This window comes from Streptomyces sp. NBC_00454 (assembly GCF_041434015.1).
Taxonomy (GTDB): Bacteria; Actinomycetota; Actinomycetes; order Streptomycetales; family Streptomycetaceae; genus Streptomyces.
Map to the genome: position 1 here is coordinate 5,014,613 of NZ_CP107907.1, position 26,947 is coordinate 5,041,559.

Here is a 26,947-nt window from a genome sequence, read left to right on the forward strand (position 1 = left end):
GCGGGGCAGGAGGAGTTACCGGGATTCGAGCTGCTCCCGTACCGCCCGGGGCCGGTTGGTGATGATCGTGTCCACGCCCAGGTCCAGGCACAGTTCCACGTCCGCCGGCTCGTCCACCGTCCACACCCGCACCGACAGCCCCCTGGCCTTCAGCCGGCCCACCAGTCCCGGGTCCCGGCGGACGAGGTCGATGCCCGGACCCGCGTGGGTGGCGTACGGGGGCCTCACCGGGCGGAGCCTGCGCTCCATCAGGTACACGGCCGGCAGGCCCGGGGCGAGGCGGTGCATGCGGGTCAGCGCGGCCCGCGAGAAACTCATCACCTCGATGCGGCCGGCGGAGCCGTCGGCGAGCCCGTGCTCGCGCAGCACCCGTACGAGCTCGGCCTCCAGCCGGCCGCCCGCGCGGGTCGGGTGCTTGGTCTCGACGGCGAGCCCGACGGGGTACGGCGCGGCCAGCGCCTCCCGGAGCAGGTCCTCGAAGAGCAGCACCGGGGCCCCGGCGTGCGCGGCCCCCTTCCAGGCGCCGAAGTCGAGGCCGCGCAGCTCCTCGTAGGTCATCTCGGAGACGACCCCGCGCCCGTCGGAGGTCCGCTCGACCCGCCGGTCGTGCACGCACACCAGCCGCTGGTCGGCGGTCAGCCGCACGTCGCACTCGAGCGCGTCGGCCCCGTCTGCGATGGCCTGCCGGTAGGCGGCCAGCGTGTGCTCGGGATGCTCGTGGGAGGCCCCGCGATGAGCGATGACCCGCGTGCCGCGGGCCGTGGTGAGGGAGGAGGTCGTCACAGCCATACGGAAATCCTTGCAAACCGGGGTGAACGCGCGGGCGCGGGGTCGTGTCCCCGACGTTAACCGGATGCGGTTCCCCTCCGGTGCAGGGCAGGGTGACGCCATGCCGGAGCCGATGACGATCACCTTGTACTGCGAGCCCTGCCCGCGCTGCGTCTTCCACGCCTGGCAGCTGATCGAGCGCGGCCGGCTGCTGTGGATGTCCGAGTGGGAGTGCGACACCTGCGGCTTCGGCGCCCCGGAGACGTGCAGCCGCAGCGAAGGGAGGGGCCGGCCTCCCGAGGAGGTCCGCGCGGCCGTAGTGGCGGCCGAGGGCACCGTCCTGCTCCGCGTGGGCGGCTCGGGCGGCGCGGCCCTGAAGGTCTTCCGCGACTCTCTCGGCATGACGATGCAGGAGCTCCTGTCCGCCGTCCGCGACGGCTACCGGGCCACCCCGGTGGAGGCCCGGTACCTGGCGGAGCAGCTCAGCGGGGCCCAGTAGTCAGCGGGGCCGAGGCGACCTTGAAGCCGCCCTTGACCACCTCCGTGAAGGGGGCCGGGGCCATGCAGGTGCCCACCGTGGCCTGGGTGGCCGTGAGGTCGGGGTGTACGTCCAGGTTGGCCACGCCCCAGGAGAAGCCCACGCGGTCGGGCTCGCCGTGGCGGCCGTCCTGGACGCTGATGCCGATCCGCATGCCCTCCCAGCCGACGTTCGAGGTCTCGACCACCGCGGTCAGGGTGGCCGTGCCGCCCCCCGTGACCAGGCAGTCCACCTTCGCGCGGGAGACGGCGGCGAAGTCCGACCCGTGGACGCCGTGGTGGACGGTCACCCAGCCGCGGGCGTCCGTCGGCAGGCCCTTCTCGGCGTTCTCGAGCTTGAGGGGCAGGCTCCACGGGTCCCCGTCGGCGTCGACCGTGAAGCGGATGTCGTCCTCGGGGGAGAAGGGGTAGAACACCTTGCCCGCGCCGTGCACGGAGGCGGCCTTCGGGGCCGACGGCGCCGCCGGGGCGGGGGCCGCCCCGATCAGGGTGGCGAGGAGTGCGGCGGATCCGGCGAGGGCGAGGGTGCGCGTACGGTTCTTCATTCTGAACTCCCGGTGCAGGTCGGCCGTTTGGTGTGGGAACAGCCTCGCCGGGAGCCCACCCGTGATCCATCTGCCGATCGGCGGACATGCGCGAGGGCCCCTCCGCCGATCGGCGGAGGGGCCCTCGGGGTCCGGGGTGTCGCGTTACAGGCCCGGGCCGCGGACCGGGATGTGGGTGAACGTCGGCTCCGGGGCCGGGTTCTGGAAGAAGTCGTTGCCCTTGTCGTCGACCACGATGAAGGCCGGGAAGTCCTCGACCTCGATCTTCCAGACCGCCTCCATGCCGAGCTCCTCGTACTCCAGGACCTCGACCTTCTTGATGCAGTCCTGGGCCAGGCGGGCCGCCGGGCCGCCGATGGAGCCGAGGTAGAAGCCGCCGTGCGCGGCGCACGCGTCCGTCACCTGCTGGGAACGGTTGCCCTTGGCCAGCATGACCTTGGAGCCGCCCGCCGCCTGGAACTGCTCCACGTAGGAGTCCATGCGGCCGGCCGTGGTCGGGCCGAAGGAGCCCGACGCGTAGCCCTCGGGGGTCTTCGCGGGGCCCGCGTAGTAGACCGGGTGGTCCTTGAGGTACTGCGGCATCTCCGCGCCCGAGTCGAGGAGTTCCTTGATCTTGGCGTGCGCGATGTCGCGCGCCACGACCAGCGGGCCGGTCAGGGACAGGCGGGTCTTGACCGGGTGCTTGGTCAGGGTCGCGAGGATCTCGTCCATCGGCTGGTTCAGGTCGATGGAGACGACGTCCGCCGCGTCGTTGAGGTGCTCGTCGGTGGTTTCCGGCAGGAAGCGGGCCGGGTCGCGCTCCAGCTGCTCCAGGAAGACGCCCTCGGCGGTGATCTTCGCGGTGGCCTGGCGGTCCGCCGAGCAGGAGACCGCGATGGCGACCGGGAGGGAGGCGCCGTGGCGGGGCAGGCGCACCACGCGGACGTCGTGGCAGAAGTACTTGCCGCCGAACTGTGCGCCGATGCCGATCCGCTGGGTCAGCTCGAAGACCTGCTGCTCCAGGGCCTCGTCGCGGAAGCCGTGGCCCAGCGCGGAGCCCTCGGTCGGCAGCTCGTCCAGGTAGTGGGCGGAGGCGTACTTCGCGGTCTTGAGCGCGTGCTCGGCCGAGGTGCCGCCGACCACGATCGCCAGGTGGTACGGCGGGCAGGCCGCGGTGCCCAGCGAACGGATCTTCTCCTCCAGGAACTTCATCATGGAGGCCTCGTTGAGGACCGCCTTGGTCTCCTGGTAGAGGAAGGACTTGTTGGCGGAGCCGCCGCCCTTGGCCATGAAGAGGAACTTGTACGCGCCGCCGTCGGTCGCGTACAGCTCGATCTGCGCGGGCAGGTTCGAGCCGGTGTTCTTCTCCTCCCACATGGTGATGGGGGCCATCTGCGAGTAGCGCAGGTTCAGGCGGGTGTACGCGTCGTAGATGCCGCGCGAGAGCGCCGCCTCGTCGCCGCCTTCGGTGAGGACGTTCTGGCCGCGCTTGCCCATCACGATCGCCGTGCCCGTGTCCTGGCACATCGGCAGGACGCCGGCCGCCGCGATGTTCGCGTTCTTGAGCAGGTCCAGCGCCACGAACTTGTCGTTCGCGCTGGCCTCGGGGTCGTCGATGATGCGACGCAGCTGCGCGAGGTGCGCGGGGCGCAGGAAGTGCTGGATGTCGTGGATCGCCTCTTCGGCGAGCTTGCGCAGCGCCTCCGGCTCGACCTTGAGGAACGTACGGCCGTCGGCCTCGAAGGTCGAGACGCCCTCCGCGGTCACCAGCCGGTAGGGGGTGTTGTCCTCGCCCAGGGGCAGCAGGTCGGTGTACGCAAACTCTGGCATGACGGCAGTCATTCCCTCACTCGGCAGACGGCGCTGGCGACCAATTGGCAGCGCGGTATCCAGCGTAGGACCTCCGCCGGGACGTTTGTCTGTGAGGTAAGGCTCACTGGGCCCCGACGGGGGAGTATCGCGATCTATCGTGTCTCGCTATGCTGGGTGGCGTGGACCTGGAAAAGCACCCCTCCGCCCCCGCGCCCGCCCCTGCCGGGCTGCGCGCCTCCGACGCCGACCGGGACCGGATCGCGCAGATCCTCGCCGACGCCCTCGCCGAGGGCCGGCTGACCTCCGAAGAGCACTCCGACCGCCTCGACTCGCTGTACGCGCTCAAGACGGTCGGCGAGCTGGACGTACTCGTACGGGACCTGCCCGCGCCCGGCGCCGCCGCCGGGCAGCAGCTCCCGTACGCCGCCGCGGGGTACGCGGGGCAGCAGTCGACGGGCGGCCTCCCCGCCGAGACCCTCGTCGCGGTGTTCAGCAGCTCCTCCCGCAAGGGCCGCTGGCGGCCGGGCGCGAACACCCGTGCGGTCTCCGTCCTCGGCGACATCACCATCGACCTCACCGAGGCCGTCTTCCAGCAGCAGGTCACCGAGATCAACGTGACCTGCGTCCTCGGCAACGTCGAGATCCTGGTCCCGGAGAACGTCACGCTGCGCGGCTACGGCAGCGGGGTCCTCGGCAACGTCGAGGTGCACGGCGAGGGCCGGGGCAGCGGCGCCGACCCGCAGGCCCCGGTCGTGATCGTCCGCGGCTTCGCCCTGCTGGGCAACATCGAGGCGCGGCACAAGATGGGCGCCCGCCTGGTGGACCTGGCGCGCGGGCTCGGCAAGCGGGCCGAAGGCTAGGCCGTTGCCGTTGCCGTCGCTGGAGGGCCTCCCGGGGGCTGACGGACGCCGTCGGGTTTCGGTCGAACCGTCCGGATCGGCGGCACGCGGTGCATAGGGGCGCGCACAGCGGGTAGGGACAGGTGCATCGTCTCTCGCTCGCGTATACGTCGTCAGGAGTAGACCGTGCCGCATCCGCCGCGCCAGTCCCTGCAGGTAGCCGCCGTCCAGACTCTTCAGGGGCGGCCGACGGCGGCCGTACCGAAGCCGCGGGTGCCGGCCAGGGAAGAGGACGGGCCATGGCACGCGGACGCGGTGTGCCGGCGCGACGAGGCCGGGCTGTTCTTCGCTCCCTCCAAGGAGCCGACCGCGGCCCGGCTGTCCCGCGAGGACGCCGCCAAGCGGGTCTGTGCCCGCTGCCCCGTCATGGTCGCCTGCCGGGAGCACGCGCTGCTCCAGCCGGAGCCCTACGGGGTCTGGGGCGGGCTCACCGCCGCCGAGCGCCGGGTGGTGCTGGCCCGGCGCCGCCGCCGGGCGGGGGAGCTGCGCGAAGCCTCGTAGAGGGACGAGCGGGCTGCGGCACACGGCAAGGGGCGCTCCCGCCGCACGCGGGAGCGCCCCTTTCTGCCGTGCCGTGCCGCGCCCTGCCCTGGAGCGCGGCGGCGTATGCGGCCCCGGTCCTACTGGGCGCGGTCGAAGTCGATCGCGCTGTACGCGCGGAGCTTCGAGAGCCGGTGGGTGGAGTCGATCTGGCGGATCGTGCCCGACTTCGAGCGCATGACCAGCGAGGAGGTCGTGGCGGTCTCGGAGCGGTAGTGGACGCCGCGCAGCAGCTCGCCGTCCGTGATGCCGGTCGCGACGAAGAAGACGTTCTCGCCGGAGACCAGGTCGTTGGTGTGCAGGACGCGGTCCAGGTCGTGGCCCGCGGCGATGGCCTTCTGGCGCTCGTCCTCGTCCTTGGGCCACAGCTTGCCCTGGATGGTGCCGCCCAGGCACTTGATGGCGCAGGCCGAGATGATGCCCTCGGGGGTGCCGCCGATGCCCAGGAGCAGGTCGACGCCGGTGCCCTCGCGGACGGCCATGACCGAGCCGGCGACGTCGCCGTCGGAGATGAACTTGATGCGCGCGCCGGTCTCGCGGATCTCCTTGACGATGCCCTCGTGGCGGGGGCGGTCGAGGATGACCACGGTGACGTCTTCCACGGCCATGTTCTTGGCCTTGGCGACGCGGCGGATGTTGACGGACGCCGGGGCGTTGATGTCGACGAAGTCGGCGGCCTCGGGGCCGGTGACCAGCTTCTCCATGTAGAACACCGCGGACGGGTCGAACATGGTGCCGCGGTCGGCGGCGGCCAGGACGGCGATGGCGTTCGGCATGCCCTTGGCGTTCAGGGTGGTGCCGTCGATCGGGTCCACGGCGATGTCGACCTCGGCACCGGTGCCGTCGCCGACCCGCTCGCCGTTGAAGAGCATCGGGGCTTCGTCCTTCTCGCCCTCGCCGATGACGACGACGCCGTTCATCGAAACGGTGGAGATCAGGGTGCGCATGGCGTTGACCGCGGCGCCGTCGGCGCCGAGCTTGTCGCCGCGCCCGACCCAGCGGCCCGCGGCCATGGCGGCGGCCTCGGTGACCCGGACGAGCTCCAGTGCGAGGTTGCGGTCGGGTGCCTCCGGAGAGACTTCGAGCTGAGGCGGCAGGTTGTGCTCGGTCATCGGAGCGCACCTTTCTGTACGGCGACGGCCGGGAGTGAGGGTCCCTCGACTCTATCGGTACGTCGATAAATTGAGCAGACCGGGTCACGTATGAGCGGTATATCGGTCAGCCGTTTGTCCTGAGCGGACATCTTGCGCCCCGCGCGGGACGCGACACGGACCCCGGCGGTGATCGCCGCGGGCGATGCGGGACCATGGTCCGGTGGCAGGTATGAAAGGCAAGCAGACGATTCGGGACATGGTCCTCTCGTTGGTGGTGATCGGTCTCGTCGTGGGCGGGATCTACATCTTCATCCCACATGACGAGAAAGCCGATCCGACGCGGGTGATCGACTACCGCGTCGAGAAGCTCACGGCCCGGCGCGCGGCCCCGTACCCGGTGGCGGCCCCCGTCGGGCTGCCGCAGGAGTGGCGGGCGACCTCGGTGACGTACGACGGGAAGGAAGCCAACTCCTGGCACCTGGGCTTCCTGGATCCGCAGAAGCAGTACGTGGCGGTGGAGCAGTCGACCGACACCACGCCGGGCTACATCGGCAAGGTGACCCGCAAGGCGGCGGCCACCGGGCAGACGCAGCAGGTCGGCGACCAGACCTGGGAGCGCTGGGACGGCGAGAAGTACGACGCCCTCGTACGGCGCGAACAGGGCTACGTCACCGTGGTGACGGGCACGGCCTCCTTCGAGGACCTCGGAGTGATGGCCGCCGCCCTGGAGTTCAAGCAGGGCCCCGAACAGCCGCAGCAGTAGCGGTAGCGCGCGGCGCAGGTACGCGAAAAGGCCGCGTGCCCCGGAGATTTCCGGGGCACGCGGCCTTTGTCGTCGGAAGGCGTCGTCGGAAGCCGTCGCCAGAGGGTCGGACTCGGACGGTCGCGCGGACTCAGACGGTCGTGACGACCTGGTCGAAGTCCAGGCGCGGGGAGCGGGCGAACCAGGCGTCCTCGCCCGGCTTGCCGATGTTGATGACCATCAGCGGGGTGTGGTCGCCGTCCAGGAACTCCTTCTCGACGCCGGCGAAGTCCAGGCCGGTCATCGGGCCGGCGGCCAGGCCGGCGGCGCGGATGCCCAGGATGAAGTAGGCGGCCTGCAGCGAGGCGTTGACCAGCGCGGACTGCTCGCGGACCGGACGCTCGGAGAAGAACATGTCCTTGGCCTGCGGGAAGTGCGGGAGCAGCTGCGGGAGCTCCTCGTGGAACTCGTTGTCCGCGGACAGGATCGCCACCAGCGGGGCGGCCAGGGTCTTGGCCTGGTTGCCCTCGGCCAGGTGCTTCACCAGGCGCTCGCGGGCCTCGGGGGAGCGGACCAGGGTGATGCGCAGCGGGGTCTGGTTGAAGGCGGTCGGGCCGAACTTCACCAGGTCGTAGATGGCCTGGATCTGCTCCTCGGTCACCGGCTCGTCGGAGAACGTGTTGGCGGTGCGCGCCTCACGGAAGAGGAGGTCCTGAGCGGCGGCGTCGAGAACGAGAGACATCGGAAAGCCTTCTTCTGTACGGAAATGCGAAGCGATGTCCCGACTCTACGACCGAGATAGATGAAAATTCAACTAAACCCGGGTGGAGGTGAGCGAGGTCACTCCCGGGTCGCCGCCCGGTAATCCCCGGCGTGCCCGGGTCGCCCCCCCCGGGTCACTCGTCCCCGCCGTCCCCGCCCTCCCCGTCGGGCCCCGCCGCGTCCCGTGCAGCCAGCGCCGAGTCCAGCCGGGCCCGGGCGCCCTCCAGCCAGTGGCGGCACACCTTCGCGAGCTCCTCGCCGCGCTCCCAGAGCGCGAGGGAGTCCTCCAGGGAGGTCCCGCCGGCCTCCAGCTTGCGGACGACCTCGATGAGTTCGTCCCGGGCCTGCTCGTATCCCAGCGCCGTTTCGGTTCCGGCCATTCCCGCTCCCAGTTTATGTGTGCAATACAACGACTTTGTGGTTGAGGCGTCCGCCGCCCTGAGCGCCGCCGCCCGATGCGCCCCGCTCTAAGCGCCGCCGGCCCGCGTGTCCTCGGAGACCCGCACCGCGAACTCCCCCTCCGCCACCCGCGCCCGCAGCACGTCGCCCGCCGCCACGTCCTCGGGCGAGCGCACCACGTGCCCGTCCGCCCGCTGGAGCACCGCGTACCCGCGCTCCAGGGTGGCCGCCGGAGACAGTGCCACCACCCGGGCCAGCGTGTGCGCCAGCTCCGAATCCGCCCGGTCCAGCAAGTGGCCCAGCGTCCGCCGCGCACGCGCCAGCAGCGCCTCCAGCTCGGCCTCCCGGGTCTCCACCATCCGCTGCGGGTGGACGAAGACCGGCCGGGCCAGCGCGTGCGCGAGCCCCCGCTCCTCCCGGTCGAGCAGCCCGCGCACGGCACGCAGCCCCCGGCCCTGGAGCTGGCGCACCCGCTCCAGCTCCTCGCCCACGTCGGGGACCACCTTCTTCGCCGCGTCCGTGGGCGTGGACGCCCGCAGGTCCGCGACCAGGTCCAGCAGCGGGGAGTCCGGCTCGTGCCCGATCGCCGAGACCACCGGCGTACGGGCCGCCGCGACGGTCCGTACGACCTCCTCGTCGGAGAAGGGCAGCAGGTCCTCCACGCTGCCGCCGCCGCGCGCCACGATGATCACGTCCACCTCGGCCATGGCGTCCAGCTCGCGCACCGCCTGGATCACCTGGGGCACCGCGTGCACCCCCTGGACGGCCACGTTGCGGACCTCGAAGCGGACCGCCGGCCACCTGCGCCGCGCGTTCTCCAGGACGTCGCGCTCGGCCGCCGAGGCCCGCCCCACCACCAGCCCGATCAGCTGGGGCAGGAACGGCAGCGGCTTCTTGCGGTCCAGCGCGAAGAGCCCCTCCGAGGCCAGCGAGCGCTTGAGCCGCTCCAGCCGGGCGAGTAGCTCGCCGATGCCGACGGGCCGTATCTCCGTGGCCCGCAGGGACAGCTGCCCGCGCGGGGCGTACCACTCGGGCTTGGCGAGTACGACGACGCGGGCGCCCTCCGTCACGGAGTCCGCGACCTCGTCGAAGACCTGGCGGAAGCAGGTCACGCTGAGGGAGATGTCGTGCGAGGGATCGCGCAGCGTCAGGAAGACCACCCCCGCTCCCGGCCTCCGCGAGAGCTGCGTGATCTGCCCTTCCACCCACACCTGGCCGAGCTTGTCGATCCAGCCCCCGATGAGCCGGGACACCTGACCGACCGGCAGCGGCGCGTCAGCCGACGTATTCAGACCCATGCACGCAGGTTAGGCGGTCTCACCGACACCGGCGTCGGGCCCGGCCCCCCCAGCTCCCGCGCGTCGCCCGCGCTGGGCCACCAGCACCCCCAGGCCCACCAGCAGCCACACGGCCCCCACCACCTGCGCCGTCCAGGAGGCCTCGACGATCACCGCGACGGTCACGGCGGCGCCGAGCACCGGCATCACCAGGTGCTTGAACCAGTGCGGGGCGCCCTCGCGCCGCTTGACGACGAACCAGCCGACCACCGAGGCGTGCAGCAGTGTGAACGCCACCAGTGCGCCCACGTCGACCACCGAGACCAGGTGGTCCAGGCCGTCGTCGCGCCGGGCCGCCCACACCGCCGCGATCAGCGTCACCGTGGCCGCCACCAGCAGGGCCGTACGCGGAGTGCCGTGCGAGGTACGGGCGAGGAAGCGCGGCAGCCGCCGCTCGCGGGCCATCGCGAAGAGCAGCCGGCCGGCCGCCGCCTGCCCGGCCAGCGCCGCGAAGGCCGCCCCGATCGCCTTGCTGACGGCGACCAGGTCGTGCAGCCAGCCGCCCACCGAGGCCTCGACCGTGGTGTAGAAGGCCGGCCCCTGCAGTGCCGGGTCGGCCGCAAGCTCCGCCGAGGAGACGGGCGTCAGCAGGGCCGCCAGGTAGGTCTGGGCGATGAACAGCACCCCGGTCAGCGCCAGACAGAACAGCACCGCCCGCGCCACCTTGGCGCTGCCGCCCGTCACCTCCTCGGCGAAGGAGGCGATGGCGTCGAAGCCCAGGTACGACAGGACCGCCACGGAGACCGCGCCGAGCACCGCCGCCGTCGAGAAGCCCAGCGAGCCGTCGCCGGTGAGCGGGGAGAGCCAGCCGCGCTGCGCCCCGTCGCGGACCAGCACGGTCACCGCCGAGACCAGGAACACCAGCAGGACCAGGATCTCCATGGCCAGCACGGCGAAGCCCACGCGCGCTGCCGCCCGTACGCCCCACAGGTTGAGCAGGGTGGTCACGATCACCGCCAGCGCCGTCCACACCCACCGGGAGACCTCCGGGACCAGGGCGTGCATGGCGATCCCGGAGAAGAGGTACGCGACCGCCGGGATCAGCAGGTAGTCGAGCATCGCCATCCAGCCGGCGATCAGGCCGGGGCCCTCCCCGAGGCCCTTGCGGGCGTACGTGAAGACGGAGCCGGCCTGCGGGGCCACCCGCACCATCTGGGCGTACGAGAAGGCGGTGAAGGCCATCGCGACCGTCGCGGCGAGGTAGACGAGGGCGACGGCGCCGTGCGATTTGGCGTCGAGGGTCCCGAAGACGCCGACCGGGGCCATGGGGGCGATGAAGAGCAGTCCGTAGACGACCAGGTCGCGGAAGCCCAGGCTCCGCGTCAGCGCGGCGGCGGGCGCACCCCCGTCGGACGGGCCGGGGGCGTCGGGCGTCGTGCTGGAATCCGTCGCGGACGCCATCGTTCCTCCGGGGGACAGTCGGTACGGACGTTCGACCCAGTCTGTGTCGAACGGGGGACGTCCGGCCTCCTGGAGACCCCCGTACGATGGAGCGTATGACTGCTCCCGCCCCTGCTCCCGCATCCCGCCGCGTCCTGCTCGCCGCCCCCCGCGGCTACTGCGCGGGCGTGGACCGAGCCGTGATCGCCGTCGAGAAAGCCCTCGAGCAGTACGGTGCGCCCGTCTACGTACGCCACGAGATCGTGCACAACAAGTACGTGGTCCAGACCCTGGAGAGGAAGGGCGCCATCTTCGTCGAGCGGACGGAGGAGGTGCCCGAGGGCTCCATCGTGATGTTCTCGGCGCACGGGGTGGCCCCCGTGGTGCACGAGGAGGCGGCGCGCGGCAAGCTCGCGACGATCGACGCGACCTGCCCGCTGGTCACCAAGGTGCACAAGGAAGCGATCCGGTACGCGAACGAGGACTTCGACATCCTCCTCATCGGCCACGAGGGCCACGAGGAGGTCATCGGCACCTCCGGCGAGGCCCCGGACCACATCACCATCGTGGACGGCCCGCACGACGTGGAGAAGGTGACCGTCCGCGACGAGTCGAAGGTCGTCTGGCTGTCGCAGACCACCCTGTCGGTCGACGAGACGATGGAGACGGTCGACGCGCTGAAGACCAAGTTCCCGCTGCTCGTCTCGCCGCCCAGCGACGACATCTGCTACGCCACCTCGAACCGCCAGGAGGCGGTCAAGGTCATGGGCAAGGACTGCGACCTGGTCATCGTCGTCGGCTCCAAGAACTCCTCGAACTCGATCCGGCTGGTCGAGGTCGCCCTCGACGCGGGCGCGAAGGCCTCGTACCTCGTGGACTTCGCGAGCGAGATCGACGAGGCCTGGCTGGAAGGCGTCACCACGGTGGGCCTGACCTCGGGCGCCTCGGTGCCGGAGGTGCTGGTCGAAGAGGTGCTGGAGTGGCTCGCCGCGCGCGGGTACGCGGACGTGGAGATCGTCAAGACGGCCGAGGAGTCGATCGTCTTCTCGCTGCCCAAGGAGCTGCGCAGGGACCTGCGCGCCGAGGCGGCGGAGCTGGTCTCCGAGAAGTAGTCGGGTCTCCTCCTCTTCGGTCCGGTTCGGTCCGGTTCGGTCCGGGGCAGAGCGCTTCGGCGGGGCATTTCGTACGGTGTGTCCATGCAGATTTTCGGTGTGGACATCGGCGGCTCCGGGATCAAGGGCGCTCCCGTGGACCTGGACCGCGGCGATCTGGCGCAGGAGCGCCACAAGGTACTGACACCGCAGCCGGCCACCCCCGAGGGGGTGGCCGGCTGCGTCGTCGAGGTGGTGCGCCACTTCGACTGGGACGGCCCCGTCGGGGTCACGTTCCCCGGGGTCGTCACGGGCGGGGTCACCCGTTCGGCGGCCAACATGGACAAGGCCTGGATCGGCACGGACACGGCGGCCCTGCTGTCCGGCCGCCTGAACGGCCGCCCGGTCACGGTCCTCAACGACGCGGACGCGGCGGGGATGGCGGAGATGGCCTACGGGGCGGGGCGCGGGGTCGGCGGCACCGTCATCCTGCTCACGCTGGGCACCGGGATCGGCAGCGCGCTGTTCACGGACGGCCGGCTGGTGGCCAACACGGAGCTCGGGCACCTGGAGCTGAAGGGCCACGACGCGGAGACGCGGGCGTCGGTGAAGGCGAAGGAGGACGGGGACCTCACCTGGGAGCACTGGGCGCGCCGGGTGGGGAAGTACCTGGCCCACGTGGAGATGCTGTTCTCCCCGGACCTGTTCATCATCGGCGGGGGAGTGAGCCGCAAGCCGGAGAAGTTCCTGCCGCTGATCGAGGGCATCCGGGCGGAGATCGTCCCGGCGAAGCTGCAGAACAACGCGGGCATCGTGGGCGCGGCGATGGCGGCGCACTCGGCGCCGCCCTCCTAGAAACCCTTCAGGCGACCCGCCGGGGCACTCTGCGCCGCCCGATCAGCACGGCCTTGCGCACCACCACGATCAGGGCGGCGATGAGCGTCCCGGCGTACAGCCAGCCGGCGTGCAGGGACAGCGCGGACACCAGCCCCATGATCTCCCCGGCGAAGCCGCCGGAGCCGCCCGAGACGGGCCACACCCCGAGGGCGAAGGCGATCGGGGCGGTGATCGGGGCGGTGATCAGGTCGGCGGGGCGCACCCACAGGGCGGTGGCGGCCGCCACGGGCAGGAAGAGCAGTCCGTAGGCGAAGAGCGAGGCGTCGAACAGCAGCCAGTCGATGCCGCCGACCACGAACATCGCGGCGCACGCGAACAGCCCGCCGCCGAGCCCGGTCAGCCGCGGCCGCGGCAGGCGTCGTAGCGCCTCCCGGCCGGGGGCCGCGGGGGGCCGCTCCGCTGGGTGACGTACCGTACGCGCCTTGTATCGCTCCACCCCCCAAAACTAGGCGGGGGGCCGCCGATCGCGTGCCCGGACACGCGTACATCCGTGCCCCCTCATCGGAAAGTAAACTGCTCCTTGGCCCACTACCGGGCCGCCGCCCCCTCCAGCTACGGGAAGTCGCCAACGTGTCGCTCACGATCGGAATCGTCGGCCTGCCGAATGTCGGCAAGTCGACCCTGTTCAACGCCCTGACCAAGAACGACGTGCTGGCGGCCAACTACCCGTTCGCCACGATCGAGCCGAACGTCGGCGTCGTAGGCGTCCCGGACGCGCGCCTCCAGGTTCTGGCCGGCATCTTCGGTTCGCAGAAGATCCTCCCGGCGACGGTCGACTTCGTCGACATCGCGGGCATCGTGCGCGGTGCGTCGGAGGGCGAGGGCCTCGGCAACAAGTTCCTCGCGAACATCCGCGAGTCCGACGCGATCTGCCAGGTCATCCGCGCCTTCGCGGACGAGAACGTCGTCCACGTCGACGGCAAGGTCTCGCCGAAGGACGACATCGAGACGATCAACACCGAGCTCATCCTCGCGGACCTCCAGTCCATCGAGAAGGCGATCCCGCGCCTGACGAAGGAGTCCCGCCTCCAGAAGGAGAAGGTCGCGGTCCTCGCGGCCGTCGAGAAGGCCCAGAAGATCCTCGAAGAGGGCACGACGCTCTTCTCCGTCGGCATCACCAAGGGCACGGAGCAGGGCGACCTCCTCCACGAGCTCCACCTCCTCACGGTCAAGCCCTTCCTCTACGTCTTCAACGTGGACGAGGACGAGCTGACGGACGACGCCTTCAAGGCGGAGCAGAGCGCACTCGTCGCGCCGGCCGAGGCGATCTTCCTGAACGCCAAGCTGGAGGCGGAGCTCATCGAGCTCGAGGACGACGAGGCCCTCGAGCTCCTCCAGTCGGTCGGCCAGGAAGAGCCAGGCATGGCCACCCTCGGCCGCGTCGGCTTCGCCACCCTGGGCCTGCAGACCTACCTGACGGCAGGCCCGAAGGAAACCCGCGCCTGGACCATCAGGAAGGGCGCCACCGCCCCCGAGGCCGCCGGCGTGATCCACACCGACTTCCAGCGCGGCTTCATCAAGGCCGAGGTCATCTCCTTCGCGGACCTGGTCGAATGCGGCTCGGTCACCGAAGCCCGCTCCAAGGGCAAGGCCCGCATGGAAGGCAAGGACTACGTCATGCAGGACGGCGACGTGGTGGAGTTCCGCTTCAACGTCTGAGCAGACGAAGCAAGAGCATGCAGCTGACCTGACGGGCATACAGGTCAGAAGGGCCCGCCTCCTTGGAGGCGGGCCCTTCGCGTTGTCCGGTGCAACCCTGTTGTCCAGGATGTGAGATGTGGGTTTTGAACTGTGGAGGTGCTGACGGGAGCGCGAAGGGGCCATGGGAGGATGTCAGCGTCCGAACCAGCGGACATGGCTTTCACGCATGAACTAGATGATATGTCCGATAAATCTGGACGTAACTGACGGCTCTATGGCGCCGATCAGCAATAGAGGAGCATGATGACTGCGATCACCCGAGTTGTCGGACGCGAAGTCTTGGACAGCAGGGGCAACCCGACCGTCGAGGTGGATGTCCTCCTGGAAGACGGGTCGGTGGGCCGTGCCGCGGTTCCCTCCGGTGCGTCGACCGGCGCCAACGAAGCCGTCGAACTCCGTGACGGCGACGCTTCGCGCTTCCACGGCAAGGGCGTTCGCACTGCGGTCGACGCGGTCAACGGCGTCATAGCGGACTCCCTGATCGGTGTCGAAGCCGAGAACCAGGCACTGGTCGACGAGGTGATGATCGCCCTCGACGGCACCCCCAACAAGGGGAAGCTGGGCGCCAACGCGATCCTGGGTGTCTCGCTGGCCACGGTGAAGGCCGCCGCCGCCGCGCACCGGGTTCCGCTGTACCGCTACGTCGGCGGCTCGGGCGCGCGCCTGCTGCCCGTACCGATGATGAACATCATCAACGGTGGCGCGCACGCCAACAACGCCCTGGACTTCCAGGAGTTCATGATCGCGCCGATCGGTGCGGAGAACTTCTTCGAGGCCGTGCGCATGGGCTCCGAGGTCTTCCACACCCTGCGCAAGTCGCTGTCGGACGCCGGCCACAGCACCGGTGTGGGCGACGAGGGCGGCTTCGCTCCGAGCCTGCGCACCTCCGACGAGGCGCTGCAGTTCGTCGTGGACGCCATCGAGAAGTCCGGCTACACGCCTGGTGAGGACATCTCCCTGGTCATGGACCCGGCCACGTCCGAGTTCTTCAAGGACGGGGTCTACGACTACGCGGGCGAGGGCGTCAAGCGCTCGATCGAGCAGCAGGTCGAGTACCTCGCGGGCCTCGTCTCCCGTTACCCGATCTCGTCGATCGAAGACGCCATGGCGGAGGACGACTTCGACGGCTGGAAGCTGCTGATGCAGGAGCTGGGCGACAAGTGCCAGCTCACCGGCGACGACGTGTTCTGCACCAACGTCGACCGGCTCAACGACGGCATCCGTGACGGCATCGCCAACTCGATCCTGGTGAAGGTGAACCAGATCGGTTCGCTCACCGAGACCCTCACCACGGTGGACACCGCGCACAAGGCCGGCTACACGGTGGTCATGTCTCACCGTTCCGGTGAGACCGAGGACACCACCATCGCGGACCTCGCGGTCGCCACCGGCTGTGGCCAGATCAAGACGGGCTCGCTGTCCCGCTCCGACCGCACGGCCAAGTACAACCAGCTCATCCGCATCGAGGAGGAGCTGGGCGCGCAGGCCCTGTACGCGGGCCGGTCCGGGCTGTACGTCCGTTCCTAAATCCCTTCAGCGAAGCGCCGGTTCCCTTCAGGGGGCCGGCGCTTTCGCGTACCCGGGGTCATGCGGGTCGGGGCGTCCCGTGCGGATGACGACCGGAACCCCCCGTTCCCCGGTGGAGCCGAAGTCCGGCTCGAAGGGCGTGAGTTGCTCGTACTCCGGGTAATTGGGGCGAGGTCTATTGTGAAGGGCTCGGGCTCAATATCCTTTTCCCGTAGGGGAATTGTTCGCCCCTCCCGGTAATGCCCAGTCGATCCCGCCTTCCGGGCCCGGATCGATCCCGTCGCGCAGGGCGGGCTGCGACCTGCGAATTTTCTGGCGGTGCGTCAGTTCTCTTGGCTGAAATCAGTCGTTGCGTCGAGCGCGGCGAGGCCTGGGCCCGCGCTCGTCCCACAACCGTTGGCGGAGCGTGGAGACGGTCGCCGTCACGCTCTCCGGCAGGTCCTCGATGCGGTCGGGGTGGTGGTCGATCGCCGCCGGGCGGGGAGTCCCCGGAGGGGGCCGAGTAGCCATGAAATGGCCTTTGACCTGCCTGTTTGTGTTGGAATCGGTCGTCGATGACGCCGCAAATGAGCCGACTTGCTCGATCGGAATGCCTCCGTCCCCTTAGTGAGGGTGAGGCGGTTTGTGTCCGGCGCTCCAAAGGTGACGACGGTCAATGTTTTCGCCCATCTGGGGTGGTTTGACTGCCAAGTAATTCTCCATCCTGAATTCTCCTCATTGAGCACCTAGTTGGCGTATTCCAGCCGCAACGCCGGGCCGCGGGCCCCATGTTCAAACGCGGCCGGAACGTGTGGTTAGATTGCGCCCGTTCAGCGATCTTGGGGGCCGCTGAATGCAGGCAGAGGGGTAAGGGTTTTTTCATTTGCCGTCAGGTTGCACACCGGTTGACAGTGTCCGAGAGCCGTTCACACTGAGTTTCTCGACTGTCTGCCTTGGGGTGGATCGGCAATGAAGCCGACGTGAGCGGGACGGTGTGGGGAATGTGTGGCCATGGCCACAGGACAGACGGGGCGACGGGGGCCTGTCTTTATCCTCGCAGTGCATGGAAAGAAGTAGAGAATGACCATTCTTGTACTCCATAAATCCAACGCGAGCCGCCGCAGGCACCTGGCACGAGCTGCAGAGTACGCAAAAGATCACGGGGAACGGCTCCTGCTTTTCGTGAAGGATCCCACCTGGGAAACCGAATTCGCGGACGCCGTCGTCTCGGTGGACACCACGGACATCAAGGCCACGGTCGCCGCGGCTCGCGAACTCGCCATATCGGAAGCGGAACCGATCCGCGCCGTAGCGGCATTCGTCGGCCACAGCGTGCCGGCCGCAGCGGCGGTGGCAGCGGAACTGGGTTTGCCGTTCATAAGCGAGCAGGCAGCGCAGACCGTGCGTGACAAGTACGCGATGCGTCAGGCATTTGACTCGGAGAACATTCCGCAGCCCACGTACGGTCTGGCTCGGACTCTCGATGAGGCGATCACGCAGTCCGCACGCATCGGGTTCCCCCTCGTGATGAAACCGCTCGTCGACAACGACACCGGGTACTTGCGCCGGGTGGACGACATCGATGAACTCACCGAGCATTTCGCCACCATTGCGCGCGGTGCGTGGGCCGGGATCGAACACAATCCGCTCTACGAGTGGGCCGTGAAGGCATACGACTACGCGATCCTCCTGGAGCAGTACGTGCCAGGGGCCGAAATCAGCGTCGAGTCGATCGTCGAGGACGGCCGCGCGCATGTCATCGCCATCCACGACAAGCCGAACCCCTCGACCGGCCCCTACTTCGCCGATGTGCACTACACGACCCCGAGTCGACTTCCGGTAGAAGTGCAGCAGCGCGTCGTCGAGCTCGTCGGCGCCGCCCACCGCGCCATCGGTATGGACATGGGTGCGACCCACACGGAATTCCGGATCCAGGACGACGGCACCCCAAAGATCTTGGAGACGGCGGCACGCATCGGGGGCGGGCCGGTCTACCAGTCGGTCCTGCTGAGTACCGGCGTCGACCTCGTCACCGCGGTATTGGACATCGCTTCGGGCCGGAAACCGGATCTCGGGCCCCGACCCGAGCCCACCCCGACCGGTTTCTATCTGTTCTTCGCGGAGCGGGCCGGGCGAATCGGCGCGATCACCGGGGTGCGGGAAGCCGGCCTGAACCCCCGTGTGCACGAGCTGGCCCTGTACCGCAAGGTCGGGGACGCGGTCGACGTCCCGCCGCGCGTCTGGCAGTCGCACGGCCATGTCCTCTTCACCGCCGACAGTAGCGACGGGCTGGATCGGACTTTTGACGAACTTGTGAAATCCATCAATCTCGAGCTCGAATGAGGAGCTATCTGTGAGTATCAGGACCGAACTGGCCCCGTATCTGACGGGCTACGAGGAAAAATTCACAAGCAAGGGTGAGATACGGTGGCTTCCGCATCTTCTGTATTTTCATCCTCAATCCTATACCTCGGAAGTGGTCAACACTGATTCCGTCGGTTTCCGCTATGCAACGGACGGAGATCGCAGCTACTCTGTAGCCGATCATGGAACGGCCGATTCCGTACGATTGCTGGCCGGCAGCTCAACGGTTTTCGGCATTGGGGCCAGCTCCGATGCATGGACGCTCCCTTCGAGGTTGAACGTCCACGACGAGCGGGAACAGACCTGGCTCAACTTCGGCGGGCGCAGCTTCAACTCCACACAGGAGCTGCTGCTGCTCACCCTGTACCGTCACCTGCTGCCCAAGGTCGACGAGATCGTGCTCTTCTCCGGATTCAACAACCTGAGTCTGGCGCGGATGCCGCAGGTCAGGAACGAAGACCACGGCACGTTCTTCCAATACAACATGTACAACGAGAAGTTCACGGCGCCGAGCGAATCGAAGTCCGGCTCCTCGGTGTTCAACCTGCTGCGCAAGAAGCAGGAATCCGCGGCTCCGGCCGCGCCGGTGCCGCCGAGCATCAGCGAGCAGATCGAATACGCCGCCGAGCTCACGCTGCGACACCTGGATGCCTGGAAGGCATTGGCATCCACGTGGGACGCGAAGATCACGTACATTCTCCAGCCGCTGTCGGGCTGGGTGCGGGACAAGGGCAGCAAGGAGGAAGAGCTCATATTCGACGAGCTCGAGCGCCTCGGTGGCTTTGCCGCGATGTACGGAGACATCCTGAGCAAGGACGTCAATATCGAATACGCGGCGAGGCTGGAGCAGGGGGCAAAGGACCTCGGCATCAACTTCGTCAACTTCAGTCCCATCATGGCCGAATCCGCCGAGGCGGACCAGTGGTTGTTCATCGACCGGATCCACCTCACCGACAACGGCCATGATTTTGTCGCCCGTAAGATTCTGGAAAACATTTAACAAGGGGTCTGACATGTCGTTCATCAAGTCTGTAATCAACCGGATCTTCGGCCGAAAAAACAAGGCCAAGAAGACGGACACGTCGATCTATCCGATGTTCTAGGATCGGCCGAACACAGCAAGAGGGCATTTAATGTGGCGTGAGACGTACCGCCGGTGTGTCGACCCGGAGCTGTTTCTGGGAACCACCACGATTCGCACACTCATGGCCGAGGTCGCATCCATCGACCCTCAGGTCACCCCTCCGAACCTGTCCGTCACGCTCGACGCGGTGACGTCCTGGTCGGACGAACAGTCCGGCGCCTACCGCGAACTGAGCGCCTCCGCCGACCGCTCCGGCTCATCGGAGGCCCTGGCGCACGCGGTCCTGCGGCAGTCCGGCCCGCTCGCCTCGGCGCTCGGGGCGTGGCTGCAGGGAATGAGCGCACCAGGCGTCTTCGAGGACGAGGTACACCTACGGATCCTGGCCCTGTTCGCCGACGACATCGGTGTCGGCAGCCCGCGGTCTTCGCGCTTCGACGAATTCAAGATGCTCGCGAAGCAGCACGGCCGGCCCGAACTGGCCGTGGAGGCAGCCGAAATGGCAGCCGAGCGGCCGATTCGGGACCATATGTTCGCGCTGCCGGCGACCCTGTTCGCGATGACCAGGCGCAGTGATGAATTCGCACCGCTGATCGCCGGCGTAGACCTGGTGATGCGCACGGTCGGCATGCTGCCGTGCTGGTCCGCGCTGCGCTCGGGTGAGGGCGCGCAGGCCGAGTGGGCGCGCCTGGATCTCGGGCGCTCCACCGGGGCGACCGACATCGCTTCGCCGCTGGAGCTCTCGCGCGGCGTCGCCGAGAAGTTCTGCGCGACGGGCGAGGACGCGCGGCGCCGGGTCGAACTCGGTGCGGCGTGGATGCTCAGTGCACTGCAGTCCTGGAACGAGCTGCTGCTCGACGAGGCCACGGCCGCGCTGAATCCGCAGCGGGCGATGGAGCAGCTCATCCGGGAGCGCGCTCGTGAGGGCGCCGTCTACCACCAGAATTTCCCGATGGGTGAAGGCACGCTCTCCGAACTGCTCGAACGCGCGCAGTCCGACCCCGCCCCGCTGCTGCGGGAGCTGGCCGCGACGCGCATGGTCAAGCCGGGCCATGCGGAGCGCAGTTCGCTGGTCAACGGTCTGATCGGTCCGAAGGGCCCGATGTTCAGGGTGTTCTCGCCCGACGACGTCGAGGTCATCTCGAACTGGATCGACTCGCTGGCCGACTCCGCACCGCAGCCCGAACTGCCGCCGGCGGCCCGGGCCCCGAAGGTGCTGGATCTCGAGGCCCTCGAGGCGAGCGGGGCCGGCGAGGACGGGGTGGAGCCGGGCGACATCCGCGAGGCGTACTTCGTCCTGCAGGGCCGTGCGCTGGCTCCGGCCACCCGCCGGTTCGCCATCCGGTACGTCAAGCGCTGGCTGGCCAGGGCGAAGCTTTCGGTGGGCCGTACGGATCGCTCGCTGCCCGCGCAGTGGACGCCCGCGGGCCTGCGTCCCTGGCTGCTGGACAAGCACGACAAGCACGGCGCGGAGTTCGAGACCAGCAGGTCCAACGACATGCCCAGCCGCGAAGGGGTCGTCGACTCCACCTTGCAGCTGGCGCCGCTGACGCTGATCGACGGATCCTGGTTGCAGGGATTCACCGATGTCGCCCTCGCCACCACGCGGTTCGGCTTCCCCCTGTTCGAGACCTACTGGGACGAACTGGGTAATGGTGACATCGAGATCAACCATCCCAAGATCTACCGCGACGTGCTGCGCGAAATGGGTATCGAGCTGGCGCCCACGGGCAGCCGGGAGTTCGCCTACGACACCCGGTTCCGTGAGGAATCGCTCGAAAGGCCGGTCTACTGGCTGTGTCTGGGCAAGCTGCCCCACACGTTCCTGCCGGAGATCCTCGGCATGAACCTGGCGATGGAACTCTCCGGTGTCGGCGGGAGCTACCGCACCGCGCGGACGTTCCTGAAGCACTACGGCTTCTCCACCCATTTCGTCGATCTGCACAACACGATCGACAACGTGTCCACCGGCCATTCGGCCTGGGCCGCGGACGCGATCGACACGCACATGCGCACGGTGGCGAAGCTGTCGAATCCGACGGAGTTCGCCGCGGAGTGGGAGCGGGTGCGGGTCGGCTACGAGTCGCTGGCCCCGCTGCCGTCCAAAAAGATCGCCGATCTGATCGGCAACCGATTCCTGAAATCGCAGTGGAAGCCCCGATCCCAAGGCGGGTCGCTGTTCCATCACACACCAGTGGGGGTGTCCTGATGTCCGTATATACACTGGGAATTTCGGCCTACTATCACGACAGTGCGGCCGCGCTGGTCCGCGACGGCGTCGTGGTGGCCGCCGCTCAGCAGGAACGATTCAGCCGTGTCCGGCACGATCCGGCGTTCCCCAGCTCCGCCATCGCGTACTGCCTCGACCACGCCGGAATCTCCCTGGCCGACCTCGACGCCGTCGTCTACTACGAGGACCCGAAGCTCAAGTTCGGGCGCGTGCTGTCCTCCTTCGCCAGCGCCGGCCCGCGCGGGATCGGGCCGTTCTCGGCCGTGTTGCCCGAATGGCTGAGCTGGAAGCGCGACGTCCTGACGCGCGTGGACGGCGAACTGCAGGCGATGGGGCGCGGCGCGGCGCCGCGGACGGTGGCCTCGCAGCACCACCGTTCGCACGCGGCGTCGGCGTTCTTCCCCTCGCCCTTCGAGAACGCGGCCGTCCTCACCATCGACGGTGTGGGCGAGTGGCAGACCACCACGATCTGGCACGGGCGCGGCAACTCCCTCGAGCTGGTGAACTCGGTCTCGTATCCGCACTCGGTGGGCATGCTGTACTCGGCATTCACCTACTACTGCGGCTTCAAGGTCGACTCCGGTGAATACAAGCTGATGGGTCTGGCGCCCTACGGGGAGCCGAAGTACGCGGACATCATTCGCCGCGAGCTGGTGAACATGCGCCCCGACGGCTCGTTCACGCTGAACATGAAGTACTTCGAGTTCCACCAGGGTTCGCGCATGGTGGGCAGCGGCTTCGAGAAGCTGTTCGGCGCCCCCATCCGGGACGCGGAGAGCGAACTGGAGCAGCGGCACTGCGATCTGGCGGCCTCGGTGCAGGTGGTGACCGAGGAGATCGTGCTCGGGCTGGCTCGGGCCGCGGTGGAGCAGACCGGCGAGCGGGCGCTCGTCATGGCCGGAGGCGTCGCGCTGAACTGCGTCGCCAACGGTGTGCTGAGCCGTTCCGGAATCGTGGACCAGCTGTGGATCCAGCCTGCGGCCGGCGACGCGGGATGTGCGCTGGGCGCCGCACTCGACCACTCGGTCGAGAAGCACGGCCGGCCGCACCTGTCCGGCGGTACGGACGGCATGTCCGGCGCGCTGCTCGGACCGGGCTTCTCCGACGAGGAGATCGAGCAGTTCCTCACCTCCAACGGCTATGCCTTCCAGAGCTATGCGCAGGAGAAGCTCTACGACGAGGTGGCCTCCCACCTCGCCGAGGGCGCCGTGGTGGGCTGGTTCCAGGGCCGCATGGAGTTCGGCCCGCGCTCGCTGGGCGCGCGGTCGATCATCGGTGATCCGCGCGACCGCGAAATGCAGAAGCGGATGAACCTCAAGATCAAGTTCCGGGAATCGTTCCGGCCGTTCGCACCCGCCGTGCTGGCCGAGGACGCCCAGGACTACTTCGGCCTCGTCGGCGACAGCCCGTACATGCTGGTGGTCGCCGAGGTCGCGGACCGGATCAAGACCGCGGCCGCGCTGAAGCCCGGTGGGCCCAGCCGTGGCCTGGGCAGCATCAACGAAACCCGCTCGGAGCTGCCCTCGATCACGCACGTCGACCTCTCGGCGCGGGTGCAGACCGTCACCGAGCACGACAACGCACCGTTCGCCCGGCTGCTGCGCGCCTTCAAGGCCGCCACCGACTGCCCGGTCCTGGTGAACACCTCGTTCAACGTGCGCGGTGAACCCATCGTGCACACCCCCGAGGACGCCTACCGCTGCTTCATGCGCACCGGAATGGACGTGCTCGTCCTGGGCGGCCACGTGCTGCACAAGGACGACCAGCCGCCCTTCGTCGAAGCGAACGACTGGCGCGACGAGATCCCGCTCGACTGAAAAGGACTGGCCTCCATGCGTTTTGCAGCATCAGCGGTATTCATCACGGTTTTCGTTCCGATCTCGCTGTACCGGCGCCTGCGGGAGTCGAGCCGGTTCGGTGCCCGTTTCCATCACGGCGCATCCGCCTGGGACAAGACGGTCGCGATAAAGGCTCGCTGAGCCCCTTCGCACACAGAACATCCTTGACAGAACTACTGAGAAGCAGTGAGCGATTTGTTTTCCAGCAGGGAACCATTGCAACTCCATTGGATTGCGGTCATGGATCACACCCGTTATGATCGCGCCATAAAGCCGTCGAAATGGGAGACGCGGTGCATCCTCGCAGGTGAGGTGCACGAGTTCATCAACGTCGGACCCAGTCCGAGCTATCCCGTCGATCACGTCGAATATTACGGCTTCGCCGCTTTCGACAACTCGGGCGTACTCGCCCTCGGTGACGAGCTCATCTGTGATGGGCGTACGCTCGGAATCATCAGCGGATTCGACGAGACCCACATGCCGAATCATTACAACATCCTTGTCGAGGGCCCTGATCTTCAGAACGGCCACTCGCTCAAACTGACTGCCGGAATGGCCATCGCCACGCGTCCGCGAGAAGACAAGGGTTCGGGGGAATCTTAATGTTCGACTACCAGAAGCTCTACGCAAACCACACTCAGCCCGACGGTCCTCTCTACCTCTGCCTCGACTGCGAGAAGGAGGCGGACGCGACCACGCACAGGTGTTCCGCCTGTAAGGGCGCGATCGAGGTGCTGTACCCGCTCGACCGGGCGGAGATCCAGCCGTTCGACTCGAACCCCAACCCGCTGCAGCGCTACAAGGACGTCCTGCCCGTCGCCAGCGAGGAGAACCTCACCTGGCTCGGCGAGGGCAACACTCCCTGCACCAGCGTGCCTCCGATCGCACGACTCCTGGGCGTCCGGTCCGTGCACATCAAGGACGAGTCGCGCAACCCCACGCGGTCGACCAAGGACCGCATCGCGTCGGCGACTCTGAGCCGTTTCAAGGGCATCGGCGTCCGCGAGTTCGTCATGGCGTCCACCGGAAACAGCTCGACCGCCTACGCGAACGCCATGAGCCTCGTACCCGGCTTCAAGCTCCACATCTTCGTGGGCGAGCAGTTCGCGTACCGCCTGAACTACGCGGACCACCCCCGGATCACCACGCACGCCGTGGCCGACACCTTCGTCGGCGCGGGCGCGGCGGCCCAGAAGTTCGCACGGGAGAACGGCCTCTTCTGGGAGGGCGGCTTCTTCAACTACGCCCGGCGCGAAGGCCTCAAGATGTCCTACATCGAGGCGTACCAGCAGATGCCGACCAACCCCACGCACGTCTTCCAGGCGATCAGCAGCGGGATGGGTCTGCTCGGCGGGTACAAGGGCGCCGTAGAGCTCAACCGCATGGGCCTCATGGAGACCCTTCCGGCCTTCGTCGGCGTGCAGGAAGAGGTCTGCGCTCCGATGGTCAGCGCCTGGAACGCGGGACGCGCCACGGTCGCCCAGGAAGACATCATCGAGAACCCCGACGGGATAGCCCACGCCATCCAGCGGGGCGACCCGACGAACACCTACCCCTACATGCGGGCGATGTGCACCAACACGAACGGCGCCCTGGTCGCCGCTCGTACGACCGACATGCACATGGCCAAGGGCCTCCTGGAGTCCCTCGGCTTCGACGCCTGCTACGCGGCGGCCGCATGCCTCGCCGGTGCCATGCGCATGGCGCAGGAAGGTTCGCTCAACCCGGACAGCGATCTCCTGATCGTCCTCACGGGTGCGGAGCGTCCGCTGCTGCCCACTCCGTCGAACATCCTGGCCGCCTGATCATGAGCACTGTTGCGGACGAGATCGCCCGAAGGCTGTCCGAAAACGGCATCTCCGATGTCTTCGGGTACCCCGGCGAGACCTCGCTCTCCCTCTACGCGGCCTTCCAGCGCAACGAATCCATCACCCATGTCGTGGGCAGATGTCCTCGTGGAGCGGCCTACGCGGCAGAGGCGTACGCACGCATCAGCGGCAAGGTCGCCGTGTGCGACGCGCCCGGCGGAATCGGCTCTCCCTACTGCACCCCGGCACTGCTGGAGGCGTACAACAGCGGTACCCCTCTGGTGCTGATCACTTCCGGACCCAGCAAGAGCACTCCGCGCCCGTGGGCGACCGGACAGGTCGAGCACGCCCGGCTCTTCGAGAGCATCACGAAGCACGTCTACGTGATCCGCGAGCAGAAGGGCGCGCTGGCAACCATCGACGCCGCGCTCGCCCTCGCGCAGCAGCCGCGCCGGGGCCCGGTGGTCGTCGAGATCGCTCCGGACGTCCTGGAGGCCGCGGCGGACCAGGCTCTGCTGAACGCACCGGCCCCCGTGGCCGGGGCGGCGGCGGACGCGGCAACGCCCGCCGGCCTGGAGGGGGCGGAGCTGGTCGCGGCGGCTGCCCGAGCCATCAAGCAGGGCTCGAGCGTCGCCCTCATCGCCGGCGGCGGGTGCCACACCTCCGGAACGGCCGAGGTCCTCCAGGACTTCGTCCGCCGGTTCGGGATACCGGTGTTCACCACGCTCAACGGCAAGGGCGTCCTGGCCGAGTTCGGCGACAACCCGCCCCGGGTCGTCGGCTCGAAGGGCGACACCCCCGCCAACGAGTACATCAGCGGATGCGACGTGGTCCTCTACGCCGGCTCCAAGATGGGCGACAAGTCGACCAACCAGTACGCCTGGCCCTCACCCGACCAGTTCCTCGTCCGCATCGACAACGATCCGGCGATCGAGGACTCCGGCTCGGCGAGCGCGTGTCTCCTGCGGGAAGACATCGGCCACGGACTGAAGCTGCTCTCCGACGAGCTGGGTGAATGGTCCTACAGCGGCGGTCATCCCCGGGTAACTGCCGGCAGCTGGTCGCAGTCGGGGACCGCCTCCATCGTGCAGACGGTCAACGCGGCGATGACCGGCGCGGACGTCTGCGTGGGCGAGGCCAGCGTCGCGAGCGGCTGGTTCGGCGCCCTGCTGCGCCTCCTGCCGCCCCAGCGGCTCATCACCCCGCGCGGAACGGGAAGCCTCGGCTATGCGATTCCGGCGTCCGTCGGCGCGGCCGTCGCACGTCCCGAGGCCGCGGTGTGGACGCTGGTCGGCGACGGCGGACTGACCATGTCGATCGGTGAACTGGAGACCATCGCCCGGCTCGGTCTCAACGTGAAGATCACCGTCCTCGACAACGGCCGGCTGAACCTCATCGACCAGCACGCCATCCATCACCACGGTGCCGCCGCGGTCAGTCGTGATTTCATCAAGATCGACTGGTCCGGCATCTGCACGGCGATCGGACTCCCCGTCATGTCCTGCGACGACCCGGACCGGGACGCGGCAGACATCAACTCCTTCTTCGCACGTAAAGGCCCGGCCGTACTGGTGCTCGGCACTTCGGTCGACGAGATCTCGCCGGACATGGCGATCGCAATTCGAAAGGCGCATTGA

Annotated in this window: 26 protein-coding genes; 16 read left to right on the forward strand and 10 right to left on the reverse strand. The window is 68.5% G+C overall.

Features of this window, described 5'->3' with window-relative positions; all coding sequences use genetic code 11:
* Window positions 1–15: 15 nt before the first annotated feature.
* Window positions 16–789, reverse strand: coding sequence for a glycerophosphodiester phosphodiesterase (locus tag OHU74_RS23325; RefSeq protein ID WP_371617690.1), 774 nt, complete (start codon window positions 787–789; stop codon window positions 16–18).
* Window positions 790–901: 112 nt separating this feature from the next.
* On the opposite strand from OHU74_RS23325, the gene OHU74_RS23330 reads away from it, so the two are divergent.
* Entirely contained in the window at window positions 902–1,267 is a 366-nt protein-coding gene (locus OHU74_RS23330) for a hypothetical protein (protein WP_371617691.1), read from the forward strand.
* On the opposite strand, the gene OHU74_RS23335 is transcribed toward OHU74_RS23330, so the two are convergent.
* Window positions 1,251–1,850: a hypothetical protein gene (locus OHU74_RS23335; RefSeq protein WP_371617692.1), complete on the reverse strand. Its 600-nt coding sequence runs from the start codon at window positions 1,848–1,850 to the stop codon at window positions 1,251–1,253. The two genes, OHU74_RS23330 and OHU74_RS23335, sit on opposite strands and share 17 nt — an antisense overlap.
* A 144-nt stretch (window positions 1,851–1,994) precedes the next feature.
* On the reverse strand, window positions 1,995–3,659 hold the full coding sequence (locus tag OHU74_RS23340; RefSeq protein WP_371617693.1) for a fumarate hydratase: 1,665 nt from the start codon (window positions 3,657–3,659) through the stop codon (window positions 1,995–1,997).
* A 161-nt stretch (window positions 3,660–3,820) separates the two neighbouring features.
* Between OHU74_RS23340 and OHU74_RS23345 the strand changes: the two genes are divergently transcribed.
* Together OHU74_RS23345 and OHU74_RS23350 are read left to right on the forward strand one after the other, a co-directional pair.
* Window positions 3,821–4,501, forward strand: coding sequence for a DUF1707 domain-containing protein (locus tag OHU74_RS23345; RefSeq protein WP_371617694.1), 681 nt, complete (start codon window positions 3,821–3,823; stop codon window positions 4,499–4,501).
* A 165-nt stretch (window positions 4,502–4,666) separates the two neighbouring features.
* The gene (locus tag OHU74_RS23350; RefSeq protein ID WP_371617695.1) at window positions 4,667–5,041 is read left to right on the forward strand and encodes a WhiB family transcriptional regulator; all 375 of its coding nucleotides are present in this window, start codon (window positions 4,667–4,669) and stop codon (window positions 5,039–5,041) included.
* 119 nt (window positions 5,042–5,160) lie between these two features.
* Here OHU74_RS23350 and glpX read toward each other — a convergent pair whose 3' ends face one another.
* Window positions 5,161–6,192: a class II fructose-bisphosphatase gene (glpX, locus tag OHU74_RS23355; protein ID WP_330298349.1), complete on the reverse strand. Its 1,032-nt coding sequence runs from the start codon at window positions 6,190–6,192 to the stop codon at window positions 5,161–5,163.
* Window positions 6,193–6,403: 211 nt separating this feature from the next.
* On the opposite strand from glpX, the gene OHU74_RS23360 reads away from it, so the two are divergent.
* Window positions 6,404–6,937, forward strand: a complete 534-nt coding sequence (locus OHU74_RS23360) for a DUF4245 domain-containing protein (RefSeq protein ID WP_371619777.1) — start codon at window positions 6,404–6,406, stop codon at window positions 6,935–6,937.
* A gap of 130 nt (window positions 6,938–7,067) precedes the next feature.
* Here OHU74_RS23360 and OHU74_RS23365 read toward each other — a convergent pair whose 3' ends face one another.
* From OHU74_RS23365 to OHU74_RS23380, 4 genes are all read right to left on the reverse strand, one after another.
* Window positions 7,068–7,658: a malonic semialdehyde reductase gene (locus OHU74_RS23365; protein ID WP_371617696.1), complete on the reverse strand. Its 591-nt coding sequence runs from the start codon at window positions 7,656–7,658 to the stop codon at window positions 7,068–7,070.
* 154 nt (window positions 7,659–7,812) lie between these two features.
* Window positions 7,813–8,058, reverse strand: coding sequence for an exodeoxyribonuclease VII small subunit (locus OHU74_RS23370; protein ID WP_371617697.1), 246 nt, complete (start codon window positions 8,056–8,058; stop codon window positions 7,813–7,815).
* Window positions 8,059–8,145: 87 nt separating this feature from the next.
* The gene (gene xseA, locus OHU74_RS23375; protein ID WP_371617698.1) at window positions 8,146–9,375 is read right to left on the reverse strand and encodes an exodeoxyribonuclease VII large subunit; all 1,230 of its coding nucleotides are present in this window, start codon (window positions 9,373–9,375) and stop codon (window positions 8,146–8,148) included.
* Window positions 9,376–9,384: 9 nt separating this feature from the next.
* Window positions 9,385–10,815 (reverse strand): APC family permease, encoded by a 1,431-nt coding sequence (locus OHU74_RS23380; protein WP_371617699.1) that lies wholly within the window; start codon window positions 10,813–10,815, stop codon window positions 9,385–9,387.
* 86 nt (window positions 10,816–10,901) lie between these two features.
* On the opposite strand from OHU74_RS23380, the gene OHU74_RS23385 reads away from it, so the two are divergent.
* Both OHU74_RS23385 and ppgK read left to right on the forward strand, forming a co-directional pair.
* A complete protein-coding gene (locus OHU74_RS23385; protein WP_371617700.1) occupies window positions 10,902–11,906 on the forward strand; it encodes a 4-hydroxy-3-methylbut-2-enyl diphosphate reductase in 1,005 nt (334 codons plus the stop codon).
* Between the two features lie 84 nt (window positions 11,907–11,990).
* Window positions 11,991–12,740: a polyphosphate--glucose phosphotransferase gene (gene ppgK, locus OHU74_RS23390; protein WP_371617701.1), complete on the forward strand. Its 750-nt coding sequence runs from the start codon at window positions 11,991–11,993 to the stop codon at window positions 12,738–12,740.
* 7 nt (window positions 12,741–12,747) lie between these two features.
* Here the strand turns inward: ppgK and OHU74_RS23395 are convergent, their stop codons facing one another.
* Window positions 12,748–13,218: a DUF6542 domain-containing protein gene (locus OHU74_RS23395; RefSeq protein WP_371617702.1), complete on the reverse strand. Its 471-nt coding sequence runs from the start codon at window positions 13,216–13,218 to the stop codon at window positions 12,748–12,750.
* A 134-nt stretch (window positions 13,219–13,352) separates the two neighbouring features.
* Between OHU74_RS23395 and ychF the strand changes: the two genes are divergently transcribed.
* A complete protein-coding gene (gene ychF, locus OHU74_RS23400; RefSeq protein WP_371617703.1) occupies window positions 13,353–14,441 on the forward strand; it encodes a redox-regulated ATPase YchF in 1,089 nt (362 codons plus the stop codon).
* A gap of 285 nt (window positions 14,442–14,726) precedes the next feature.
* Window positions 14,727–16,010, forward strand: a complete 1,284-nt coding sequence (gene eno, locus OHU74_RS23405; RefSeq protein WP_371617704.1) for a phosphopyruvate hydratase — start codon at window positions 14,727–14,729, stop codon at window positions 16,008–16,010.
* A 342-nt stretch (window positions 16,011–16,352) separates the two neighbouring features.
* Here the strand turns inward: eno and OHU74_RS23410 are convergent, their stop codons facing one another.
* Window positions 16,353–16,520 (reverse strand): hypothetical protein, encoded by a 168-nt coding sequence (locus OHU74_RS23410; protein WP_371617705.1) that lies wholly within the window; start codon window positions 16,518–16,520, stop codon window positions 16,353–16,355.
* A 549-nt stretch (window positions 16,521–17,069) separates the two neighbouring features.
* Here OHU74_RS23410 and OHU74_RS23415 point away from each other — a divergent pair.
* The 8 genes from OHU74_RS23415 to OHU74_RS23450 all read left to right on the forward strand — a co-directional run bounded on the left by OHU74_RS23415 (window position 17,070) and on the right by OHU74_RS23450 (window position 26,947).
* On the forward strand, window positions 17,070–18,332 hold the full coding sequence (locus tag OHU74_RS23415; RefSeq protein WP_371617706.1) for an ATP-grasp domain-containing protein: 1,263 nt from the start codon (window positions 17,070–17,072) through the stop codon (window positions 18,330–18,332).
* A gap of 10 nt (window positions 18,333–18,342) precedes the next feature.
* Complete coding sequence (locus OHU74_RS23420; protein ID WP_371617707.1) at window positions 18,343–19,353, forward strand: SGNH/GDSL hydrolase family protein; 1,011 nt, start codon at window positions 18,343–18,345, stop codon at window positions 19,351–19,353.
* A gap of 205 nt (window positions 19,354–19,558) precedes the next feature.
* A complete protein-coding gene (locus OHU74_RS23425) occupies window positions 19,559–21,643 on the forward strand; it encodes an iron-containing redox enzyme family protein (RefSeq protein WP_371617708.1) in 2,085 nt (694 codons plus the stop codon).
* Entirely contained in the window at window positions 21,643–23,481 is a 1,839-nt protein-coding gene (locus OHU74_RS23430; protein WP_371617709.1) for a carbamoyltransferase, read from the forward strand. Before OHU74_RS23425 ends, OHU74_RS23430 begins: the two co-directional genes overlap by 1 nt.
* 15 nt (window positions 23,482–23,496) lie before the next feature.
* Complete coding sequence (locus OHU74_RS23435) at window positions 23,497–23,643, forward strand: hypothetical protein (RefSeq protein ID WP_371617710.1); 147 nt, start codon at window positions 23,497–23,499, stop codon at window positions 23,641–23,643.
* 45 nt (window positions 23,644–23,688) lie between these two features.
* The gene (locus OHU74_RS23440) at window positions 23,689–24,105 is read left to right on the forward strand and encodes a hypothetical protein (RefSeq protein WP_371617711.1); all 417 of its coding nucleotides are present in this window, start codon (window positions 23,689–23,691) and stop codon (window positions 24,103–24,105) included.
* A complete protein-coding gene (locus tag OHU74_RS23445) occupies window positions 24,105–25,307 on the forward strand; it encodes a pyridoxal-phosphate dependent enzyme (RefSeq protein WP_371617712.1) in 1,203 nt (400 codons plus the stop codon). The genes OHU74_RS23440 and OHU74_RS23445 overlap by 1 nt, the downstream gene beginning before the upstream one ends.
* A 2-nt stretch (window positions 25,308–25,309) precedes the next feature.
* A complete protein-coding gene (locus tag OHU74_RS23450) occupies window positions 25,310–26,947 on the forward strand; it encodes a thiamine pyrophosphate-binding protein (RefSeq protein ID WP_371617713.1) in 1,638 nt (545 codons plus the stop codon).

Bases quoted from the DNA above. Each gene is read 5' to 3' on its own strand.
- OHU74_RS23325 (WP_371617690.1), bottom strand. From the start codon at position 789: ATGGCTGTGACGACCTCCTCCCTCACCACGGCCCGCGGCACGCGGGTC.
- OHU74_RS23330 (WP_371617691.1), top strand. From the start codon at position 902: ATGACGATCACCTTGTACTGCGAGCCCTGCCCGCGCTGCGTCTTCCAC.
- OHU74_RS23335 (WP_371617692.1), bottom strand. From the start codon at position 1,850: ATGAAGAACCGTACGCGCACCCTCGCCCTCGCCGGATCCGCCGCACTC.
- OHU74_RS23340 (WP_371617693.1), bottom strand. From the start codon at position 3,659: ATGCCAGAGTTTGCGTACACCGACCTGCTGCCCCTGGGCGAGGACAAC.
- glpX (WP_330298349.1), bottom strand. From the start codon at position 6,192: ATGACCGAGCACAACCTGCCGCCTCAGCTCGAAGTCTCTCCGGAGGCA.
- OHU74_RS23360 (WP_371619777.1), top strand. From the start codon at position 6,404: ATGAAAGGCAAGCAGACGATTCGGGACATGGTCCTCTCGTTGGTGGTG.
- OHU74_RS23365 (WP_371617696.1), bottom strand. From the start codon at position 7,658: ATGTCTCTCGTTCTCGACGCCGCCGCTCAGGACCTCCTCTTCCGTGAG.
- OHU74_RS23370 (WP_371617697.1), bottom strand. From the start codon at position 8,058: ATGGCCGGAACCGAAACGGCGCTGGGATACGAGCAGGCCCGGGACGAA.
- xseA (WP_371617698.1), bottom strand. From the start codon at position 9,375: ATGGGTCTGAATACGTCGGCTGACGCGCCGCTGCCGGTCGGTCAGGTG.
- OHU74_RS23380 (WP_371617699.1), bottom strand. From the start codon at position 10,815: ATGGCGTCCGCGACGGATTCCAGCACGACGCCCGACGCCCCCGGCCCG.
- OHU74_RS23385 (WP_371617700.1), top strand. From the start codon at position 10,902: ATGGAGCGTATGACTGCTCCCGCCCCTGCTCCCGCATCCCGCCGCGTC.
- ppgK (WP_371617701.1), top strand. From the start codon at position 11,991: ATGCAGATTTTCGGTGTGGACATCGGCGGCTCCGGGATCAAGGGCGCT.
- eno (WP_371617704.1), top strand. From the start codon at position 14,727: ATGACTGCGATCACCCGAGTTGTCGGACGCGAAGTCTTGGACAGCAGG.
- OHU74_RS23410 (WP_371617705.1), bottom strand. From the start codon at position 16,520: ATGGCTACTCGGCCCCCTCCGGGGACTCCCCGCCCGGCGGCGATCGAC.
- OHU74_RS23415 (WP_371617706.1), top strand. From the start codon at position 17,070: ATGACCATTCTTGTACTCCATAAATCCAACGCGAGCCGCCGCAGGCAC.
- OHU74_RS23425 (WP_371617708.1), top strand. From the start codon at position 19,559: ATGGCCGAGGTCGCATCCATCGACCCTCAGGTCACCCCTCCGAACCTG.
- OHU74_RS23430 (WP_371617709.1), top strand. From the start codon at position 21,643: ATGTCCGTATATACACTGGGAATTTCGGCCTACTATCACGACAGTGCG.
- OHU74_RS23435 (WP_371617710.1), top strand. From the start codon at position 23,497: ATGCGTTTTGCAGCATCAGCGGTATTCATCACGGTTTTCGTTCCGATC.
- OHU74_RS23445 (WP_371617712.1), top strand. From the start codon at position 24,105: ATGTTCGACTACCAGAAGCTCTACGCAAACCACACTCAGCCCGACGGT.
- OHU74_RS23450 (WP_371617713.1), top strand. From the start codon at position 25,310: ATGAGCACTGTTGCGGACGAGATCGCCCGAAGGCTGTCCGAAAACGGC.